The sequence below is a fragment of the Acinetobacter sp. EKM10A genome (assembly GCF_011075215.1).
GTDB classification, from domain to species: domain Bacteria; phylum Pseudomonadota; class Gammaproteobacteria; order Pseudomonadales; family Moraxellaceae; genus Acinetobacter; species Acinetobacter baumannii.
The window spans coordinates 274,097-294,847 of the sequence record NZ_JAALLK010000004.1; the positions used below are offsets into that span (position 1 = coordinate 274,097).

General features: G+C 41.0%; 15 protein-coding genes. 14 read left to right on the forward strand and 1 reads right to left on the reverse strand.

Features of this window, described 5'->3' with window-relative positions; all coding sequences use genetic code 11:
• Position 1 precedes the first annotated feature (1 nt).
• From G9371_RS07790 to G9371_RS07810, 5 genes are read left to right on the forward strand one after another with little or no spacing between them, the layout of a single operon-like run.
• Positions 2-1,501, forward strand: coding sequence for a UDP-N-acetylmuramoyl-L-alanyl-D-glutamate--2,6-diaminopimelate ligase (locus tag G9371_RS07790; RefSeq protein WP_029424113.1), 1,500 nt, complete (start codon positions 2-4; stop codon positions 1,499-1,501).
• A gap of 8 nt (positions 1,502-1,509) precedes the next feature.
• Positions 1,510-2,910: a UDP-N-acetylmuramoyl-tripeptide--D-alanyl-D-alanine ligase gene (locus G9371_RS07795; RefSeq protein WP_004839801.1), complete on the forward strand. Its 1,401-nt coding sequence runs from the start codon at positions 1,510-1,512 to the stop codon at positions 2,908-2,910.
• Positions 2,911-4,029, forward strand: a complete 1,119-nt coding sequence (gene mraY / locus G9371_RS07800) for a phospho-N-acetylmuramoyl-pentapeptide-transferase (RefSeq protein WP_000928089.1) — start codon at positions 2,911-2,913, stop codon at positions 4,027-4,029.
• Positions 4,030-4,089: 60 nt separating this feature from the next.
• Entirely contained in the window at positions 4,090-4,422 is a 333-nt protein-coding gene (locus G9371_RS07805; RefSeq protein WP_000169602.1) for a hypothetical protein, read from the forward strand.
• Between the two features lie 2 nt (positions 4,423-4,424).
• Positions 4,425-5,249, forward strand: coding sequence for a putative RNA methyltransferase (locus G9371_RS07810; RefSeq protein ID WP_086221410.1), 825 nt, complete (start codon positions 4,425-4,427; stop codon positions 5,247-5,249).
• A gap of 17 nt (positions 5,250-5,266) precedes the next feature.
• On the opposite strand, the gene ponA is transcribed toward G9371_RS07810, so the two are convergent.
• The gene (ponA, locus tag G9371_RS07815) at positions 5,267-7,822 is read right to left on the reverse strand and encodes a penicillin-binding protein PBP1a (RefSeq protein ID WP_000736677.1); all 2,556 of its coding nucleotides are present in this window, start codon (positions 7,820-7,822) and stop codon (positions 5,267-5,269) included.
• A 161-nt stretch (positions 7,823-7,983) separates the two neighbouring features.
• Between ponA and G9371_RS07820 the strand changes: the two genes are divergently transcribed.
• The 9 genes from G9371_RS07820 (at position 7,984) to gltB (ending at position 20,710) form a co-directional block, all read left to right on the forward strand.
• Positions 7,984-9,042: a pilus assembly protein PilM gene (locus G9371_RS07820; RefSeq protein WP_002014066.1), complete on the forward strand. Its 1,059-nt coding sequence runs from the start codon at positions 7,984-7,986 to the stop codon at positions 9,040-9,042.
• Positions 9,042-9,683 (forward strand): PilN domain-containing protein, encoded by a 642-nt coding sequence (locus tag G9371_RS07825; protein ID WP_000201227.1) that lies wholly within the window; start codon positions 9,042-9,044, stop codon positions 9,681-9,683. The genes G9371_RS07820 and G9371_RS07825 overlap by 1 nt, the downstream gene beginning before the upstream one ends.
• Entirely contained in the window at positions 9,680-10,420 is a 741-nt protein-coding gene (locus G9371_RS07830) for a type 4a pilus biogenesis protein PilO (protein ID WP_000076101.1), read from the forward strand. Before G9371_RS07825 ends, G9371_RS07830 begins: the two co-directional genes overlap by 4 nt.
• A gap of 10 nt (positions 10,421-10,430) precedes the next feature.
• A complete protein-coding gene (locus tag G9371_RS07835) occupies positions 10,431-10,958 on the forward strand; it encodes a pilus assembly protein PilP (protein WP_000695065.1) in 528 nt (175 codons plus the stop codon).
• Positions 10,959-11,025: 67 nt separating this feature from the next.
• Positions 11,026-13,191 carry a type IV pilus secretin PilQ family protein gene (gene pilQ, locus G9371_RS07840; protein ID WP_029424115.1) on the forward strand — a complete coding sequence of 722 codons (2,166 nt, stop codon included), beginning with the start codon at positions 11,026-11,028 and terminating at the stop codon, positions 13,189-13,191.
• An 11-nt stretch (positions 13,192-13,202) separates the two neighbouring features.
• Positions 13,203-13,772: a shikimate kinase AroK gene (gene aroK / locus G9371_RS07845; RefSeq protein WP_000643712.1), complete on the forward strand. Its 570-nt coding sequence runs from the start codon at positions 13,203-13,205 to the stop codon at positions 13,770-13,772.
• 28 nt (positions 13,773-13,800) lie between these two features.
• Positions 13,801-14,883, forward strand: a complete 1,083-nt coding sequence (gene aroB, locus G9371_RS07850) for a 3-dehydroquinate synthase (protein ID WP_001193997.1) — start codon at positions 13,801-13,803, stop codon at positions 14,881-14,883.
• A 15-nt stretch (positions 14,884-14,898) separates the two neighbouring features.
• Entirely contained in the window at positions 14,899-15,774 is an 876-nt protein-coding gene (locus G9371_RS07855) for a hypothetical protein (RefSeq protein ID WP_029424116.1), read from the forward strand.
• Between the two features lie 460 nt (positions 15,775-16,234).
• Positions 16,235-20,710: a glutamate synthase large subunit gene (gene gltB, locus G9371_RS07860; RefSeq protein WP_171068535.1), complete on the forward strand. Its 4,476-nt coding sequence runs from the start codon at positions 16,235-16,237 to the stop codon at positions 20,708-20,710.
• Positions 20,711-20,751 lie beyond the last annotated feature (41 nt).

The following is a 20,751-nucleotide window of genomic DNA, read 5'->3' on the forward strand; positions in this document are numbered from 1 at the left end:
TATGACTGTTTCTTTTCAAGAAATTCATCCAATCGAAATTGATGCTCAATGGCCTCAACAGCGATTTCACGGCTTTAGTTTAGATAGTCGTAAAGTTGAAACGGGCCAAATTTTTATTGCTTTGACAAGTTATAGCCAGCCTGAAAAAACGCGTACATTTGCTGAAGCGGCTTTAGCAAATGGAGCGTTGGCTGTCATTAGCGAAACCGAATTAGGTGTAGCAAATGAATGGGTATGCCCTGATGTGCGTCAGCGCATGGGAGAGTGGCAAAAACGTTATTTGCAACAGGCTGATGTAGTAAAACCTTTACGGATTATAGCTGTAACAGGCACAAATGGTAAAACAACAATTTCTCGTTTAATTGCTGAGTTAATTAGTTCACAGCAGCAGCGCTGTGCAGTGATGGGGACAACAGGGAATGGTATTTTACCGAATTTAACGCCTTCTACGCATACTACCCTCGACGCTCTACAGTTACAAAATGCGCTACATGATTATGCTAAACAGGGAGCAACTTTTGCTTCTTTAGAAGCAAGTTCACATGGTCTTGAACAGGGTCGATTAAATGGTTGCGATATTGAAATTGCTGTTTATAGCAACTTAAGTCGTGACCATCTGGATTATCATGGCACTTTAGAAGCTTATGCAGAAGCGAAGGCGCGTTTATTTCAGTTTAATTCGTTAAAAGTCGCTGTTATTAATTTAGATGATGCGCATGCTGACTTGATGATTAAGTCTGCCCAAAATAATCCAGCACAACCTAAAATTTTGACTTACTCACTAACTCAAAATACAGCTGATTATTACATTACCGATTTAAGCTATAGCTTGGCGGGTGCAACTTTTAATTTAGTAAGTCAGCAAGGTTCATTTGCGGTAGAAAGCCCATTATTAGGTCATTTCAATGTTGAAAATTTAATTGCCGCACTCATCGCTGCTGAGCAAGCTGGTTTCGATTTACAGGCATTGGTTAATTTTGTTCCTAAACTAATTGGTGCGCCAGGCCGAATGCAAGTTATTCGTGATGATGAGCGATTATTTGTAGTGGATTATGCGCATACACCAGATGCATTGATTCAAGTGCTTAAAACATTAAAGCGTCATGTTTCGAATCAGCTTTGGGCGGTGTTTGGATGTGGTGGTGACCGTGACCGTGGTAAGCGTCCACTCATGACTCAAGCAGCTTTGGATGGCGCAAATCCTGTTATTCTGACTTCAGATAATCCAAGAACAGAAGACCCTGAACAAATTTTTGCTGACATGAAGCAAGGAATCGATTTTTCAGGGCATCGTATGCATGAAATTCATGACCGCCGTGAAGCAATTAAATTTGTTGCAGAGCAAGCTCAAGCTGGTGACATTGTAGTGATTGCCGGCAAAGGACATGAAAATTATCAAGAAATTAATGGTGTGCGTCACTGGTTTGATGATGTGGTTGAAGTGCGTTCCGCGATTGATGCCCAACATCATACGGTAGATGCTGCTTACCCTGCACAATAGGAAAAATTATGCATACTTCAACCACCAGTACCGTGCCTTTGGAACCGTGGACAGCTCAACAATTACAACAGGCAACACAGGGTTACTGGCATAAAGACCAGATCCCTCAAAGTGAAATTAAACGTATTTTGACTGACTCGCGTCATGCAGAAAGTGGGGATGCCTTTTTAGCACTAAAAGGTGAACGTTTCGACGCGCATAATTTTGTCGCGCAAGTGGCTGCAAATGGTTGCCAAGTCGCTATTGTCGAGCGGCCTATAGATGCAGAAATTGCTCAGCTTGTAGTTGCCGATACCCGTTTGGCTTTAGGGCAACTTGGTGCGTATCGCCGTGAACAAAATGCTCAATTGAAAGTAATTGCTTTAACGGGCAGTAGTGGTAAAACCACCACCAAAGAAATGCTAGGAAGTATTTTGTCTCGTTTAGCACCTACATTGATTACCCGAGGCAATTTAAATAATGACCTTGGTGTGCCGATGATGTTGCTTGAGCTTCGAAAGGAGCATCAGTATGCGGTGATGGAACTTGGTGCAAATCATCAAGGTGAAATTGATTACACATCAAAAATTGTTCAACCGCATGTTGCTGGCATTTTAAATATTGGAACTGCTCATTTGGGTGAGTTCGGCGGGCGTGATGGCATTTGCCGCGCTAAATCAGAAATCTATCGTCATATTTTACCTCAGGGCGTTGCTATTGTTCCGCAACAAGATGACTTTACCGCTGAGATTCGTGAAGCAGCCAAAAGCCATCAAATCATGAGCTTTGGTGCTGGTGGTGATGTCTTTGCTACAGAGATTGAATTGTTGCCACAATCTGCCAATTTCCAGTTACATACGCCTCAAGGTTCAAGTTTTGTAAGACTGCCATTTGCGGGTGAGCACAATGTGCAAAACGCAACTGCAGCAGTAGCATTTGCTTTGGCGTTAGGTGTTAGCTTGGAAGATATCGTAAAAGGTCTAGAGCAAGCACAAGGTGCAAAAGGTCGTTTGAATTTTATTCAAAAAGCGCCTCATTTATTTATTGATGATACTTATAACGCCAATCCAACATCTATGCGTGCTGCGGCACAAGTATTACTTCAGCAAAATGGCATTAAAGTCATGGTGATGGGGGATATTGGGGAGTTAGGTGATAGTAGTTGGCAAGAACATCACGATCTAGGTCGCGATCTTGCTGAGCTTCCTTTAGACCATATTATTGCAGTTGGGCAGTTTGCCTCAGCAGCTCTCGAAGGCGCAGGTCTTCATTCTACTAAATTGAAAGCATTTCAGACTCAAGCTGAGGCGCTTCCATTTTTAATCAATCTAATCCAAACACATCAACCCCAGTCCATGAGTTTCCTGTTTAAAGGTTCTCGCTTTACTCATATGGAAACGTTGATGGCTGATTTGATGGAGAAACTTTAAATGCTGTTATGGTTGTTTGAACAACTTGCGGGCTATCACAGTTCGTTTCAGGTTGTTCGTTATTTAACATTACGTTCTTTACTCAGTGTATTAACGTCACTGACCATTGGTTTGGTTCTCGGACCAATCATGATTCGTAAATTACAAGCGTTAAAATACGGTCAGGCAGTAAGTTCGTTTGCTCCTGAAAATCATGCTAAGAAGATGGGTACACCGACCATGGGGGGGATTTTAATTCTGCTCTCAATTGGTATTAGTACTTTATTGTGGGCTGATTTATCTAACCCTTATGTTTGGATTGTACTTGGTGTAATGGTTGTGTTCGGTGCGGTTGGCTGGGCAGATGACTGGATTAAAATTCGCTATAAAGATAATGCAGGTCTACCTGCCCGTAAGAAGTTTTTCTGGACTTCTGTCGCATCGCTGGGTGCTGGTATTGCGTTATATTTAATTGCTACCCAACAATCTAATGCAGAATACACAGCAAATATGCTGGATTTATTGATTCCTTTCTTTAAGAATCTTTCAATTCCGCTTTCTATTGTTCCTTTAGGTTTAGCATTTATTGTATTTACCTATTTAGTAATTAATGGTGCCTCTAATGCGGTTAACCTAACTGATGGTTTAGATGGTTTAGCCATTATGCCAGTGGTTATGGTAGCGACGGGCTTAGGCGTATTTGCTTATTTATCTGGTGATATTCGTTTTGCCAACTATTTGCATATTCCTTATGTGAAATATACCTCTGAACTTGTGGTGATCTGTTCTGCCATGATTGGTGCAGGTTTGGCATTTCTTTGGTATAACGCACATCCGGCGCAAGTCTTTATGGGGGATGTGGGCGCTTTAGCTCTAGGTGCAATGCTTGGAACCATTGCCGTTATGGTTCGCCAAGAAATCGTATTCGCAATTATGGGCGGTGTTTTCGTTATGGAAGCGGTATCGGTATTCCTGCAAATCGGCTCATTACGAATGCGGAATAAACGCGTATTTTTGATGGCACCTTTGCACCATCACTATGAAAAACAAGGCTGGAAAGAAACCCAAGTAGTCATCCGTTTCTGGATTATTACGATTATGCTGGTTGTTTTAGGCCTAATGACCTTAAAATTGCGCTAGAACTTATTTTGGTGTCAATATAAAGCCAGTTTCTACTGGCTTTTTTTATTGGAGAGGTAAATGACAAAAGTTGCTGGTCTAGACCAATTATCTGTAATTAATCAAAAAGTAGTTGGAGAGGGCGAAGTCTTACCTCAAGTTGTGCTTAAAGATGGAAGTCAGGTGCAAACGGGAACTGTCGCGACGATGCTGCATAATATTGAGCTCTATAATGCGGGGCAAAGAGGGCAAATTGAAGAAGAGTTGAAGATCGCAATTCCAACTTTAGTTAAAGTGGGCTTATTTGATTTGTTTGAAGTAGATGAATGGATTAAGGGAACAAATGCAGGCCGTACATTTGTTGGAATGCACGCTAAGGCTTATTTACAACAAAAAGAACAAGAGAATAATTAAACGTGACTACGCAAAATTTAATGTGCCCTGTGTGTCGTCAACGACTTGAGCTGGTAAGCAAAACATGGCGGTGTGAACAGGGCCATAGCTATGACATTGCAAAGCAAGGTTATGTGAACTTACATGTTGTACAGCACAAACATAGTAAAAATCCGGGAGATACTCCTGAGTCTGTAGATGCGCGCCGTGCTTTCTTACAAGGTGGCTATTATCAACCTTTACAGCAAGCAGTAGTTCATTTGCTGAAAGATCTTCAAGCTAAAATGGTACTTGATATTGGCTGTGGTGAGGGCTATTACACCAGCGCAATGCAACAGGTCGTTGAACAGTGTATAGGTGTAGATATTGCAAAAAATGCAGTACAACGCGCAGCAAAGTTAAATGACAAAGTGACATGGGTGGTTGGTACAGGAGCAACTTTACCGGTCATCGATCAAAGCATGGATGTGTGTACGAGTCTTTTTAGCCCGATTCCCCAAACGGAAATTCTGCGTGTTTTAAAAGATGATGGTTATTTAATTGTTGTGACCCCGGCAACCGATCATTTGTATGCGATGCGTGAGGCGTTGTTTGAACAGGTTAATCCTCACACACCACAGAAATTTGTTGAACAATTGCAAGATTTATTTGAGTTGAAAGAACAGCAAGTTATTGATGCTCCTTTAGTACTTGACCAGCAGGCTTTAAAAAATCTTATTGCTATGACTCCCTATGCTTATAAGGCATCTCCAGAACGTCGTATGCAATTAGAACAGAAAGCACACTTACAAGTGACCGCATCTTTTCAAATTTATCTTTTTCAAAAGCGTAATAAAAAAGCCATCTAACGATGGCTTTTTTATTTTTACTCAATTTGATTAATCAAGTTTTCTAATTCATCTTTTTCACGCTTCGGCGCTGCCCCTTGCGAAGGTTTCATCGCTGGAGGTGTTGTCTTGGAAGGAATCACAATTTCCTCACCAGGTAAGTCATCGAAGTCATTATTGGTGGTTTTAGGTTGCGGTGGTGCAGGACGATAGAGTGGACGTGCTAATGGAGGGGCAGCACGATATGTTTTCTTATCGCCTACTTCAGTTGTGACTTCTTGCTTATCGCGAGAAATAGGTGCCTGAGCATCTTTTTCTAAACGAACCCAAGCAGCTGGTGTACCTTGCAATGCTTGACCCATAAAGTTAATCCAGATCGGTAATGCAGCAATACCACCATACTCACGGCGGCCAAGTGTAGTCGGCTGGTCAAAACCAACCCATGTTACAGTTACTAACTTGCCATTAAAACCTGCAAACCATGCATCTTTTGCATCGTTAGTCGTACCTGTTTTACCTCCTAAATCACTACGGCCAATCTTGAGTGCAGCACGACCTGTACCATGCTCAATTACGTCACGTAAGATATTTGCCATGTCATAAGCAGAGCTTGATTTTAAAATGCGCTGAGCTTGACGATATTGACTGTTATTTTTGTCCGTCTGTTTAAGATTAAGTTGTTTGGTTGTCTTTTCTTTCTGCTCTAGCTCTTTATTTGTAACTTCAACAACTTGATCATCTGGAGTAGTTACCTGTGCATCGTCAGTTGTCTCAGGAGCGTTAATACATGGAATACATGCATATTCTGGTTTGGCTTCGTAAATGACTTTACCGTATGCATCTTCAATACGCTGAATAAAATGCGGTTGAACGCGGTAACCACCGTTTGCGAATGTTGCATATCCAGTTGCCATTTGAATTGGTAATACTTGAGGCGTACCTAAAGCAATGGTGTAGTTACGTGGAATTTGATCCTCTTGTAAACCAAAATCCATGAATAATTGGCGAGTACGTTCAATTCCTACAGTTTGTAAGAGCCTTACTGAAACCGTATTACGAGACAAATACAAAGCACGGCGTAACGGGATCATACCTAGGTAGCGACCATCAGAGTTCTTCGGTGTCCACTTGCCAATCGTAATAGGGCTATCATTCACCATACTATAAGGTGTCATGCCACGTTCTAATGCTAAAGCATAGAGGAATGGTTTGATGGTAGAACCTGGCTGACGCCAGCCTTGTAAAGCACGGTTAAATTTTGATTGATAGAAATTATAACCACCTACAATTGCTTCAATTGAGCCATCGTTTGGGTTAATTGCAATGAGCTGACCTTGAACTTTTGGTACTTGAACTAGTGACCACGCAGTTTTAGCTTCATTTGGACGTAAACGAACAATATCTTTAACTTTAACAATTTGAGATGCACGAGAAGGCGCTGCACCTACGCTATTTGCATTGCGATAGGGACGGGCCCATGACATGCCGGACCATTGCACGGTTACTGTTGAGCCATCTTGCATTAATGCTTCAAAAGAGCTGCTATTTACCTTGGTAACTTGCGCCGGATAAGTGTTGGCATATGCTCTAAATTCGCTTAATGGCTTATCATGTGCTTCTGCACCACGCCAGCCATGACGACGGTCATAAGCTTCAAGACCGTCCTGCACAGCTTTTTCCGCAATCGCTTGGCGTTTCGCATTAATTGTTGTGTAGACTTTATAACCAGAATCAATTGCTTGTTCACCAAAATGTTTTACAAGCTCTGAGCGGACCATTTCACCTGCGTAGGGGTGAATATTATTTAGGTCACGGTTGGGCATATTCAAATTGATTGGTTCTGCAACGGCCTTTTGATATTCCGCTTGAGAGATATAACCAAGTTGAAGCATTCGGCCTAAAATCCAGTTGCGACGTTCAAGTGCACGCTCAGGGTTAACAACTGGATTATATTTAGATGGTGCTTTAGGCAAGCCGGCAATCATGGCCATTTGGGCAATGCTGAGCTCATTAATGCTTTTGTTGTAGTAAATCTTTGCAGCCGCTGCGATACCGTAAGCATTTTTACCTAAGAAAATCTTATTTACATAGAGGCTTAAGATGTCTTCTTTAGATAAGTTTTGCTCAATTTTTCGAGCCAAAAAGATTTCTGTTAGTTTGCGTTTTAATGTTCTTTCTGGACTCAAATAATAGTTCTTTGCGACCTGCATCGTGATGGTTGAGCCACCAGTTTGTACATCAGAACCAGTCACACTTTCACTCAAAGCACGGCCTAAACCTTTAAAACTAATGCCGCTATGTTCAAAGAAAGAAGAATCTTCTGCTGCTAGGAATGCATGAATAAAATTAGGAGGAATTTGTTTGTATTCAACCGGAATAGAAAGTTTACCACCGTATTCAGCAATGAGTTGATTATCGGCTGTATAGACTTGCAATGGTTTTAAAAGCGGTGCTTTTTTTAGCGAACTCATTTCCGGAAGCGTTGGGGCAATATAGAGATACATGCCATAGAATCCCATCGGAAGTGAGACTAAGATAATAATAATGATCAAAAAAATTGGACGCACGAAGCCCAAACTGGATAGCTTTTTCATGATAAGTAAGCTTTAATAAGATCGAATACAAACTAATTGTGGTCAGTATAGCCTTTAGACATGCGGATTGTTAGATGAGATATTGTATCCGTGTAAAAATAAAGACCGAGATTATTGGTTTGTAATTTTTTTTGGGGATAAAAAAATAATAGGACAATAGTGTGCTCAGGTTATATCGTAAACCTAATAAGGGGTTAATGGGTGTCGATATTAGTTCGACTTCTGTTAAGTTGTTAGAGCTCTCTGTCAAGAACGGTAAATATTGGGTAGAAAGCTATGCTTTGATGCCTTTACCCGAAAACAGTGTAGTTGAAAAAAATATCTTAAATCCAGAAGCAGTTGCAGAGGCTTTGGAACGGGCGATGAATTTAGCAAATCCCCAAACCACTCATGCTGCAATTGCTGTTCCGACATCGACGGTTATTCATAAAACTATCGAAATGGATGCAGATATGAGCGATGACGAACGCGAAGTTCAGATTCGTGTAGATGCGGAGCAGTATATACCGTTCCCTTTAGATGAGGTGAGCCTTGATTTTGAGGTTTTGCCCGATCGTCTTGCGAATCCAAATCGTGTAAATGTACTCTTGGTCGCCACAAGAACAGAAAACGTTGAAACACGCGTTGAAGTGCTTGAATTGGCAGATTTAAATCCTAAATTGGCTGATGTCGAAAGTTACGCGGTTGAACGCGCTTTTAGCGTGTTTGCTGATAGCTTACCGATGGGTGCAAATACCATAGGGATTTTAGATATCGGTCATACCATGACGACATTATCTGTCATGCAAAATGGCAAGATTATTTATACACGAGAGCAGGTTTTTGGCGGAAAACAACTTACGCTTGAAATTCAAAGTCGTTATGGTTTGTCTTTAGAAGAAGCAAGCCGAGCGAAAAAAGATCGCTCTTTACCCGATGATTATGAAATTGAAGTGCTAGACCCATTTCTAGATGCGGTAGTTCAGCAGGCGGCCCGCTCATTACAATTTTTCTTTTCTTCATCCCAATTTAACGAAATAGATCATATTTTGCTCGCTGGTGGAAATGCGAATATTCCAGGCCTTGCCAAGCTTTTGCAGCAAAAATTAGGTTACCGTGTCACGATTGCCAACCCGTTTTTACAAATGGGCTTTTCTCCTCAAGTCGACGTTCAAAAAATTGAAAATGATGCTTCATCTTTAATGGTGGCATGTGGCTTGGCTTTAAGGAGTTTTGATTAATGGCAACAATTAATTTACTGCCTTGGCGCGAAGAGCTGAGGGAGCAACGAAAAAAACAATTTATAACGTTATGTTTTGGGGTGGTTGTTTTGGGGATTACAACCGTATTTGGGGGATGGTTTTATTTTGACCATAAATTAGATGATCAAGAGCAAGCGAATCAGCTCATTATGAGCACAAATCAGAACCTTGATCAGCAATTAAAAACATTAAACGGCTTACAGGAACAGCGTGATGCCATTATTGAACGCATGAAGTTGATTCAAGGTTTGCAGAGTCAACGTCCAGTAGTGGTAAGACTTGTTGATGAGTTAGTTCGAGTCACACCATCAGCTATGTATTTAACGAAATTTAGCCGAACCGGAGATAAGTTTACGATTGAAGGTAAAGCTGAAAGTCCAAATACAGTAGCCGAACTACTCCGTAATCTTGAAGCATCTCCTTGGTATCGTAATGCTTTTATGAACTCTTTCTTGGCTAATGAAGAGAAAAAAGATAAGGCTGCAAGTTCTCTTCTTCCTAGGGTGGAAGACCACTATGGTAGTTTTGTTGTGACTGTCGATTTGGGGGAAATGGGCGTGACCACAACGGATGATTCTGCTAAGCCATCTACAGGTGAAAGTGTGGGGGCTGCTAAATGAGTCAAGACGAACTTCAAGAATTGTCATTAGAACAATTATCTGCAAAGAAAAAGAAATTTAATCTCGATAAATTCCTTCAGCAATTTAATACGCTGGATATGAACAACTACGGTAGTTGGCCAATATCTGTAAAAATTACGTGTTGGATTTTTATTTTCTTTGCTGTGTTAGCTTTGGGGTATTTCATTGTTATTCAACCGAAATTACAAGCTATTGATAATGCTCAAGCTCAGGAAAGCAATTTATTAAACGAATTTCGTGAAAAAGACTCGAAATTACGTAACCTGCAACAGTATCAGGTACAGCTTCAAGAGATGCAGGCAAATTTCAACCAGCAACTAGAGCAGTTACCAAAAGAAACTGAGATTCCGAGTTTAGTTGAAGATATCAACTTAACAGGAGTGAACTCTGGATTGAAATTTAAAAATATTCGCTTGGAAGATGAAGTAAAGCAGGAAATTTTTATTGAGCAACCAATTGCCATAGAAGCGACCGGGGACTATCACGCATTTGGAGCTTTTGTAAGTAGTATCGCTGCTTTGCCTCGTATTGTAACCATGCACGATTTTACTGTTGATGTATCGCCAGCTAAAGATAACAAGTCTGATATTCCTGTGCTGAACTATTCCATTAAAGCAAAAACATACCGATACGTAGGGGCAACAGATACATCGGAGCAAACAGGCAAAGCTCCAGCAGCATCTGCTTCAACGAACACTACTGTTCAGCCGAAATAGGAGAGTTATGATGAAAATTAAGCAAATTACTCTTTATGTTTTGGCGTGTGCTGTGCTTGTCGGTTGTGATTCAAGAATTGATGCAGTAAATCAGGAAATGGCCAATATTCGTAATCAGCCGCCACTCCCTATTGAACCAGCACCGATTTTTACTCCTGTACCACAATTTAATTACGCTGCTCATCAATTAAAAAGCCCATTTATGCCAAGTTCTCTAGCTGCCGAGCTCAAGATTATGGCGGGGAAACGGGTTTATCCGAATTTCTCACGTGCGCCGCAACCACTCGAAAGTTATGCACTTGAAGCTTTAAATATGAAAGGGAGCATGCGTAATAATCGAGGGCAGATATTGGCCCTGATCCAGACACCGGATCAGCAGATTGAACGGGTACAAGTGGGTAACTATATGGGCATGAATCAGGGCCGTATTACCCATATTAGTCCAACCCAGATTGATCTGGTTGAAATCGTACCAGATGGTCGAGAAGGCTATGTCGAAAGACCAAGAACATTGGTCTTGATTGGGCCTGCACCCTAAAATTTAGGGAATAACAACGAAAAAATATTTTTAAAGATTATTTAATTTAATTGGGGATGGTCAGACAATGAATCACGTATTCCGTCAGTTTTCTATGGGGGCTGTAGCTATTGCGATTATGCAGGCTGCATCTGCACAGGTCAGCATGACCAACATTGTACCAATGCAAATTGCAGGTCAGGGCACAGAAATTAGAGTCATGTTTAATGGCTTGCCACCACAACCACAAGCTTACCAACTTGAAAATCCTTCACGTTTAATCCTTGATTTTGATAAGGCACAGCAAGGTTTAAAACAGTCTAAAATTAGTGTTGCAACTAATGAGGCAAGTTCTGTAGATGTTACTTCAGATGACCGGCGCTCACGTTTAACTGTAAACCTAAAAGATGCTGGAGCATTTACAACACGAGTCGAAGGCAATACTTTCATTTTAAAAATTAATTCTGCTCAAACAAGTAATAAGCCGCTACCTGTGGTCTCAGCACAACCACAGGGAGTTTCAAATATTGGCTTTCAGCGTGGTAGTCAGGGAGAAGGCCTGGTTGTTGTAGATCTTTTAGGAAGTAATACGCCTGTAGATGTTCAGCAGCAGGGTAGTAAAGTCGTTATAAGAACAATAGGTACAAAAATCCCGACACATTTAGCGCGTCGCTTAAATGTAAATGATTTTGCAACCCCGGTTTCAAGTATCGATGCTTATAATGATAAAGGGGTTGGTGTAATAACTATCCAGTCCTCTGGTAGCTATGAATATATGGCCTATCAGGCGGAGAATAAGCTCACGATCAGTTTGAAACGTCCCCAAGATAAAAATGTTACCTCTTTATATAAAACGCCAAATTATTCAGGAAATAAACTTTCATTAGACTTCCAAGATATTGAAGTACGCCGTGTGTTGCAATTACTTGCTGATTTTACAGGCATCAATATGGTAGCTGCCGATAGTGTACAAGGTAATATCACACTACGTTTAAAAGATGTACCTTGGGATCAGGCTCTTGATATTATTTTAAAAACTAAAAATCTTGATAAACGCCGTAATGGCAATGTGATTTGGATTGCTCCAGTTGCAGAATTGATTAAAGCGGAAGAAGAAGAAGCGAAAGCTGTTGCACAAAGTGTCAAACTTGCACCCTTACAGACTGAGTATATTCAACTGAAGTATGCTAAAGCTGGCGATATTATGGGTCTCATTACACAAGGCTCAAATAATAGTAATGGCTTACAGCATACTTCTGGTGGAGGGACCTCAACTTCAACCAATTTAAATACTGGAGTTGATAGTCTAGGCAATAATGTGGGGAGTTTGCTTAGCCCACGTGGCACTATTACTCAAGATGATCGAACCAATACTCTTATTATTAATGATACTGCTCAGTCAATTGATCAAATTCGTAAAATGATTGACTTGCTTGATGTGCAAGTTAAACAGGTTATGGTTGAGGCACGTATTGTCAGAGCCTCTACGTCATTTACCAAAGAACTTGGTGTGAAGTGGGGCATTCTGTCGCAAGGTATTACCAATAACAACAATTTGCTGGTTGGCGGTAGTGAAACAACTTTATGGAATTTACGCGAACCTAAAAAAGATGAAACTACAGGTGGGTATAAATATACGATTGAGCGCCCAGATAACTTAAACGTGGATTTAGGAGTTTCTAATCCTGCAGGAAGTATTGCTTTTGGCTTGATTAGTATGTCTGACTTTATGTTAGATCTTGAATTGTCTGCTTTACAAGCGGATGGTTATGGTGAGGTTATTTCTACCCCTAAAGTCATGACTGCCGATAAACAAACAGCGAAAGTTGCAACTGGTCAACAAGTTCCATATCAATCTACAACTAACTCTGCAGCAGGTTCAACTGCTACAACATCTTTTAAAGATGCTTTGCTGAGTTTAAATGTGACACCAAGTATTACACCTGATGGCAAGATTCAAATGAAGTTGGATATTTCTAAGGATTCTGTAGCGGGTGCGGCTCCAAATGGAGAGTTGATTTTAAATAAAAATAATATCAATACCAATGTATTGGTAGATAATGGCGAAACTGTCATTTTGGGTGGTGTTTTTGAGCAAACGACTATGAATTCACAAACCAAAGTTCCTTTCTTTGGTGATATTCCTGTCGTTGGGCGTTTATTTAGAAAAGATGTAAAGTCTGATGATAAACAAGAGTTGCTGATTTTCGTTACACCACGAATTGTTAATGACACTTTAGCGAGAAATCATTAATATATTTTTTAATGAAAGCAATTGAAATAGGTGGCGCCTTGCCAAGCAAAGCGTTTGAAACCCTACCAAATATTTATTTGGTAGGGCCCATGGGGGCAGGAAAAACAACTGTTGGACGTCATTTAGCAGAACTATTAGGGCGTGAATTTTTAGATAGTGATCATGAAATTGAGCGCAAGACAGGGGCTACTATTCCCTGGATTTTTGAAAAAGAAGGAGAAGTCGGCTTTCGTACGCGTGAAACTGTCGTTTTAAATGAGCTTACTTCACGTAAGGCATTAGTGCTTGCCACAGGTGGCGGTGCTATTACTCAGGCGCCTAATCGGGAGTTTTTAAAGCAACGTGGAATTGTTGTTTATCTATATACTCCTGTCGAATTACAACTACAAAGAACCTATCGCGATAAAAATAGACCTTTATTACAAGTTGAAAATCCTGAACAAAAATTGCGGGATTTATTAAAGATCAGAGATCCTCTGTATCGTGAAGTTGCACACTATACGATTGAAACGAATCAAGGTGCTGCACGTGATCTTGCCCAAAAGATTTTGCAACTTATTCTATCGAACAAGTTAAAATAGACGAACTGACTAGTGGTTTTATAAATTCATGCAAACTTTACATGTTGAATTAGGCGAACGCCGTTATCCTATTTTCATTGGTAGCCAACTTGACCCGAAACAATTACTAGAGCCTTATATTCATGGCCAACAGGTCATGATTGTGAGTAATGTTACGGTTGCACCTTTATATTTAAGCCACTATCAGGAAGCTTTGGAAAGTCTAGGTAAAACGGTTGCGACCTGTATTTTACCTGATGGCGAAAAGTATAAAGATATTCAGCATTTAAACTTAATTTTTGATGCATTGCTTGAAGCTGGTTTTAACCGTGATTGTACGGTTTTAGCTTTAGGTGGTGGTGTCATTGGTGATATGGCTGGTTTTGCTTCTGCTTGTTTCCAACGTGGCGTTTATTTTGTACAGGTTCCTACGACCTTACTTTCACAAGTAGACTCAAGTGTTGGTGGAAAAACAGGAATTAATCATCCGCTTGGCAAGAATATGTTAGGTGCTTTTCAGCAACCACAAGTCGTTTTAGCTGACATGGCACAATTGAATACGCTGCCAGAACGTGAGCTTTCGGCCGGTTTAGCCGAAGTAATTAAATATGCACTTTTAGGTGATGAAGATTTCCTGGTTTGGCTTGAAGAAAATATGGATGGCCTAGTTGCAAGAGATGCTGACCTTTTAGCAGAGGCTGTTTATCGTTCATGTGCACACAAAGCCCGTATTGTTGCCAATGATGAGAAAGAGCAAGGTGAACGTGCTTTACTTAACTTAGGTCATACTTTTGGCCATGCGATTGAGTCGTATCTAGGTTATGGAACTTGGTTGCATGGTGAAGCTGTCGCAACTGGAATGGTTATGGCGGCGGATTTATCACAACGTTTGGGCTGGATCTCAAATGAAGATGTGGCACGTACAAAAAAAATCATTCAACGTGCGAATTTGCCGATATCATGTCCACAAATTCCATTGGATGATTTCCTTGGATATATGGCTCATGACAAAAAAGTTCTTAATGGGCAATTACGTTTGGTGTTGTTAAAACAACTTGGGCAAGCTGTAATTACCAAAGACTTTGATGTTGAACTTATGAAACAAGCTATTTTGGCGAATCAACACGGATAACAAATAAGGTAAAGCATGACTGTATCACGTACACTTTGGCAGAATGTTCAACAATATATCTGGTTGGTTGGTGGTATTGTCTGCTTATTCCTTGCTTTTATTTTTTGGGTCATAACTGATAATAAAAAACTGGTTGAGGTTGAAAAGTCGGCTGATTCCGATGCACCCGTACAAATTCAGCCAGAGAAAGTTGCAACTACTCCTAACTTAGGTGCTTTAGCTGACGAGGTTCGTCCACTGGATTTAACAACACGAACTGTGGCGTCAGGTGAACATGAGCCTGAGTTTCGTGGTACAAAATTTATTAATGAAAATAAAAAACAATGGACGCTTGAGTTATTCAGAGCTTCTGATGAAGACATCATTAAAAACTTTTTAAAAAGTCGTACTGATCGTAATAAGTTTATTTATTTCCGCTTAAGCGGAGAACAACAAGCAGAACAGTATGTGTTGGCTTACGGAACATTCAAACGTTCAGAAGATGCGGTTCAGCAATTAACACAGATTAATTTGCAGTTACCTGATTCGGTTAAACCTCAGCCACAGCAGTTCTCAAGTTATGCCCCACTGGTAAATGATTTGGGGGCAGATGAGATGAAAGGTGGCAATAATCAGTTATATGAAGTTAGATTGCGTCCAGCGGCTTTGCCTAGAATTGATGAATCTTTATTAATGTCAGCTCCAGCGAGTGGTACCCTAAACACTCAGCTAAAACCTGCTAATACTAACTCGGCTACAAAAACTACTATTGTGCGTCGTGATGCGGCAGGAAATGTGGTTGATGTACAACAATCTAATTCTAATATTGATCAGCCAAATAAACCTGCACAGACAAGGGGTAATGAGAATCAACCCAAAAATGCTACAAATGAGGGCACAAGAGGGAACTAAATCACCTTAAGTTGTGCTCCAAAATAGGGCGAATATATGGTGTATTAATATTTTTTGACCAGATGTGGTGCATATTTAGACATTTTTTAACATGATAACGTGAATAAAATAATTATATTTATAATAAATATAAAGATTTAGGTCTATTTTTCTATTTTGGCACACTTTTTGCTTTATTGTTGTGCTTATTAATGTGCTGCAAACTATTTTAGCCTCTAAGAAGTGAATTCTATGCAGAGTCGTGGGGTCGAACTGCTTTAAAAGAGTGCGAAATAAGTCAAAACATTTTTCTAGCAAAAACCAGTGTACGTAAAAATGGAACAGCGTATATTGGCTTATCCGCCCAAAATTTTTTTTTGCGAAACATTGAGCTAACTATCGTCCATAGGCACTATCGCAAAAAGAAGTTGTTTGTTTGACGCTCGAAAGAGCCTTATTGAAAGAAGGGTACGCTATGCACATGCCATCGCCTAATACTGTAGCTCCCGCTCAAGGTTTATATCAGCCTGATGAGTTTAAGGATAACTGTGGTTTTGGACTGATTGCCCATATGAAGGGTGAATCAAGTCATCATCTAGTAGAAACCGCGATTCACAGTTTAAGTTGCATGACGCACCGTGGTGGTATTGCCGCAGATGGCAAGACGGGAGATGGTTGCGGCTTATTATTGGCGATGCCAAAGCAATTTTTCCGTGATGAAGCAAAAAAACTGAGTGATATTACACTGAGTGAAATTTTTGCTGTGGGTACGGTATTTTTAAATATTGATCAAGCATTAGCACAGCACTCTAAAAATATTTTAACGAAAGAAATTGAGTCAGAAGGTTTACGTGTACTTGCTTGGCGTATCGTTCCAACAAACAACGATGCATTGGGTGAAATCGCGCTTCAATCTTTACCTGCTTTTGAGCAAGTCATCGTCAACTGCCCAATGGGCGTAACTGAGGTTGAATTTAACCGTAAGTTATTCTTGGCGCGTCGCCGTGCGGAACAACAACTCCAAAATGATCCGTTATTTTACGTGACTACGCTTTGCTCGACAGTTATTAGCTATAAAGGCTTAATGATGCCTGCGGCGATTGCCGAGTTTTATACAGACTTGGCAGATGAGCGTTTAAAATCACATATCGTGGTATTCCACCAACGTTTCTCTACAAATACATTACCTCGTTGGCCATTAGCTCAGCCATTCCGTTATCTTGCGCATAATGGTGAAATCAACACAATTACAGCAAACCGTAACTGGGCATTAGCGCGTACTCCTAAATTTGAAAACCCATTATTACCAGGTTTGACTGAGCTTAACCCGATTGTAAACCGTACAGGTTCGGACTCTTCAAGTTTAGATAATATGCTTGAGATTCTGGTGGGCGGTGGTATGGATTTATTCCGTGCTTTACGTATGCTCGTGCCACCAGCTTGGCAGAACGTTGAAACTTTAGATGCAGACTTGCGTGCATTCTATGAGTTCAACTCAAAACATATGGAAGCTTGGGATGGTCCGGCAGGCCTCGTTATTCAAGATGGTCGTCATGCGATTTGTATGCTTGACCGTAATGGTTTACGTCCAGCGCGTTGGGTTATTACCAAAAATGATTACATTACCTTGGCATCTGAAATTGGTGTTTGGGGCTATGAGCCAGAAGATGTGGTATCAAAAGGTCGTGTAGGTCCTGGTCAAATCTTGGTTGTAGACACCCTTACAGGTAAAGTGCTTGATACTAAAGATGTTAGCAATCACTTGAAAAACATGCGTCCGTACCGTGAGTGGTTGCGTGACCATGCGATTCGCTTAAATGCAAACCCGGAACTTGAAGAACAACTTGTTGATAAAGGTTTAACTGGCGATGCATTAAAAGCGGCTCAAAAAATGTTTATGGTGACATTTGAAGAGCGCGATCAGTTGTTACGTCCAATCGCTGAGAGCGGTCAGGAAGCTGTTGGTTCTATGGGTGACGATACACCAATGGCTGTATTGTCTCGTCAAGTACGTCATGTGACCGATTACTTCCGTCAACAGTTTGCACAGGTGACAAACCCGCCAATTGACCCATTACGTGAGTCAATTGTTATGTCACTTGAAACCTGTTTGGGTCGTGAGCAGAACGTATTCGAACAAGGTCCTGAGCATGCTGATCGTATCATCATCTCTAGCCCGGTTTTATCAAATTCAAAAATGCAGCAAATTCGTAGCATTGAACGTGCAGGTTATGAGGCGGTTGATATTGATCTGAACTATGCTGAAACCGAAGGTTTACAAGCTGCGATTACTCGTATTTGTGAAGAATCTGCACAAGCTGTTCGTGATGGTAAGACCTTAATTGTTTTAACTGATAAAAACATTCGTCAAGGTTATTTACCTGCAAATGCTGCGCTTGCAACAGGTGCGGTACACCATCACCTCATAAAAACTGGTTTGCGTACTGATGCAAATATTATGGTTGAAACCGGTTTTGCACGTGATCCACATCAATTTGCGGTGTTACTCGGTTTTGGTGCTACTGCCATTTACCCATACCTTGCATATGATGTAATCAATGACTTGATTGCTAAAGGTGAGCTTTTAGGTGATCCAATCCATGCACAGGCAAACTTCCGTAAAGGTATCGAGAAAGGCTTATTAAAAGTTCTTTCAAAGATGGGTATCTCGACAGTAGCTTCTTACCGTGGTGGTCAGTTATTTGAAGCAGTTGGTTTATCTTCTGAAGTTGTAGATCAATGTTTCTTAGGTGTTCCTAGTCGTATCCAAGGTGCAACATTTGTTGATCTTGAAAATGACCAGAAAAAGTTAGCGGCTACAGCTTGGTCTAACCGTAAACCAATTGATCAAGGTGGTTTGCTGAAATTCGTATTTGGTAAAGAATACCACGCGTTTAACCCAGACGTGATTAACTCGCTACATAAGGCAGTTCGTTCTGGCAAATACGAAGACTTTAAAGAATATGCCGAGTTAGTGAATAACCGTCCGATCGCGACTATTCGTGACCTGTTTAAGTTAAAAACAACCAATCCAATTCCGGTTGAGCAAGTTGAATCGGTTGAAGCTATCTTGCCTCGTTTCGACTCGGCAGGGATGTCTTTAGGTGCACTTTCTCCAGAAGCCCATGAAGCAATTGCAATTGCCATGAATACCATTGGTGGTCGTTCAAACTCTGGTGAGGGTGGTGAAGATCCTGCGCGTTACGGCACAATTCGTAACTCGAAAATCAAGCAAATTGCATCTGGACGTTTTGGTGTAACACCTGCATATTTAACTTCTGCCGAAGTCTTGCAAATTAAAGTTGCTCAAGGTGCAAAACCGGGTGAAGGTGGTCAGTTGCCAGGTGGTAAAGTGAATGGCTTGATTGCACGTTTACGTTACTCTGTTCCGGGTGTGACACTTATTTCACCTCCGCCGCATCATGACATTTACTCAATTGAAGATTTGTCGCAACTGATTTTTGACTTGAAACAAGTTAACCCGAAAGCAATGGTATCTGTGAAGTTAGTATCTGAGCCGGGTGTAGGTACAATTGCTGCAGGTGTTGCTAAAGCATATGCAGACTTTATTACCATTTCAGGTTATGACGGTGGTACTGCTGCGTCTCCGCTTTCATCAATTCACCATGCAGGTTCGCCATGGGAGCTTGGCTTGAGTGAAGCGCATCAGGCACTTCGTGTAAATGACTTGCGTGGCAAAGTGCGTGTACAAACTGACGGTGGTTTAAAGACTGGTCTTGATGTTATTAAGGCAGCTATTTTAGGTGCTGAAAGTTTCGGTTTTGGTTCTACACCAATGATCGCATTAGGTTGTAAATACCTACGTATTTGCCACTTAAACAACTGTGCGACTGGTGTTGCAACTCAACAAGATCATTTACGTCAAGAGCACTATATTGGCGAACCACAAATGCTCATTAATTTCTTCCACTTTATTGCAGAAGAAACTCGTGAATGGTTGGCGGCTCTTGGTGTAGCTTCACTTAAAGACTTGATTGGCCGTGTAGATTTACTTGAAGTCTTACCGGGTGAAACAGAGAAACATGCTCATCTTGATTTAAGTGCATTGTTAACTTCTCATCCTGCTGCTGAAGGTAAAGCACAGTATTGTGAAGTAGAAGGTAATGCACCGTTTGACAAGGGCGTATTGGCTGAAAGAATGGTCGAAGAAATGCTTCCTGCAATTGAGTCAAGCGCTGGTGGTCAATTCAACTTTAATGTCGTGAACTGTGACCGTTCAATTGGTGCACGTGTATCGGGTGAGATTGCTCGTCGCTATGGCAACTTGGGTATGGAAGCACATCCGGTTGTAATGAACCTAACAGGTACTGCTGGTCAGTCACTTGGTGTTTGGAATGCTGGTGGTTTGCACATCCGTCTTGAAGGTGATGCAAATGACTATGTAGGTAAAGGTATGGCTGGTGGTCGTATTTCGATCTTCCCACCAAAAGGTTCACCTTTCCAGACACAAAATACAGCAATTATTGGTAATACTTGTTTGTATGGCGCAACTGGCGGTAAGTTATTTGCTGCAGGTACAGCAGGTGAGCGTTTCGCGGTTCGTAACTCTGGTGCGTTTGCTGTTATTGAAGGTGCAGGTGATCACTGCTGTGAATATATGACTGGTGGTGTTGTGACTGTGCTTGGAAAAGTGGGTCATAACTTCGGTGCAGGTATGACAGGCGGTTTTGCTTACGTGCTTGACCTCGATAATGACTTTGTAGATTACTACAACCACGAGTTAATTGACTTAACCCGTATTTCAACAGAATCTATGGAAGATCATAAAGAATTCTTATTGCGTATTATTGACGAGCACATCAAGGAAACAGGTAGTGCTTGGGCTTACAAAATCCGCAATGAGTTTGACTTCTACAGCCGTAAATTCTGGCTTGTGAAACCAAAAGCTGCTAACTTGCAATCGCTTTTGAAAACTACACAAGCTGACCCACAATAATTCCACGACTGCAAAGACATAGGCAGGTGCGGGCAAACAAG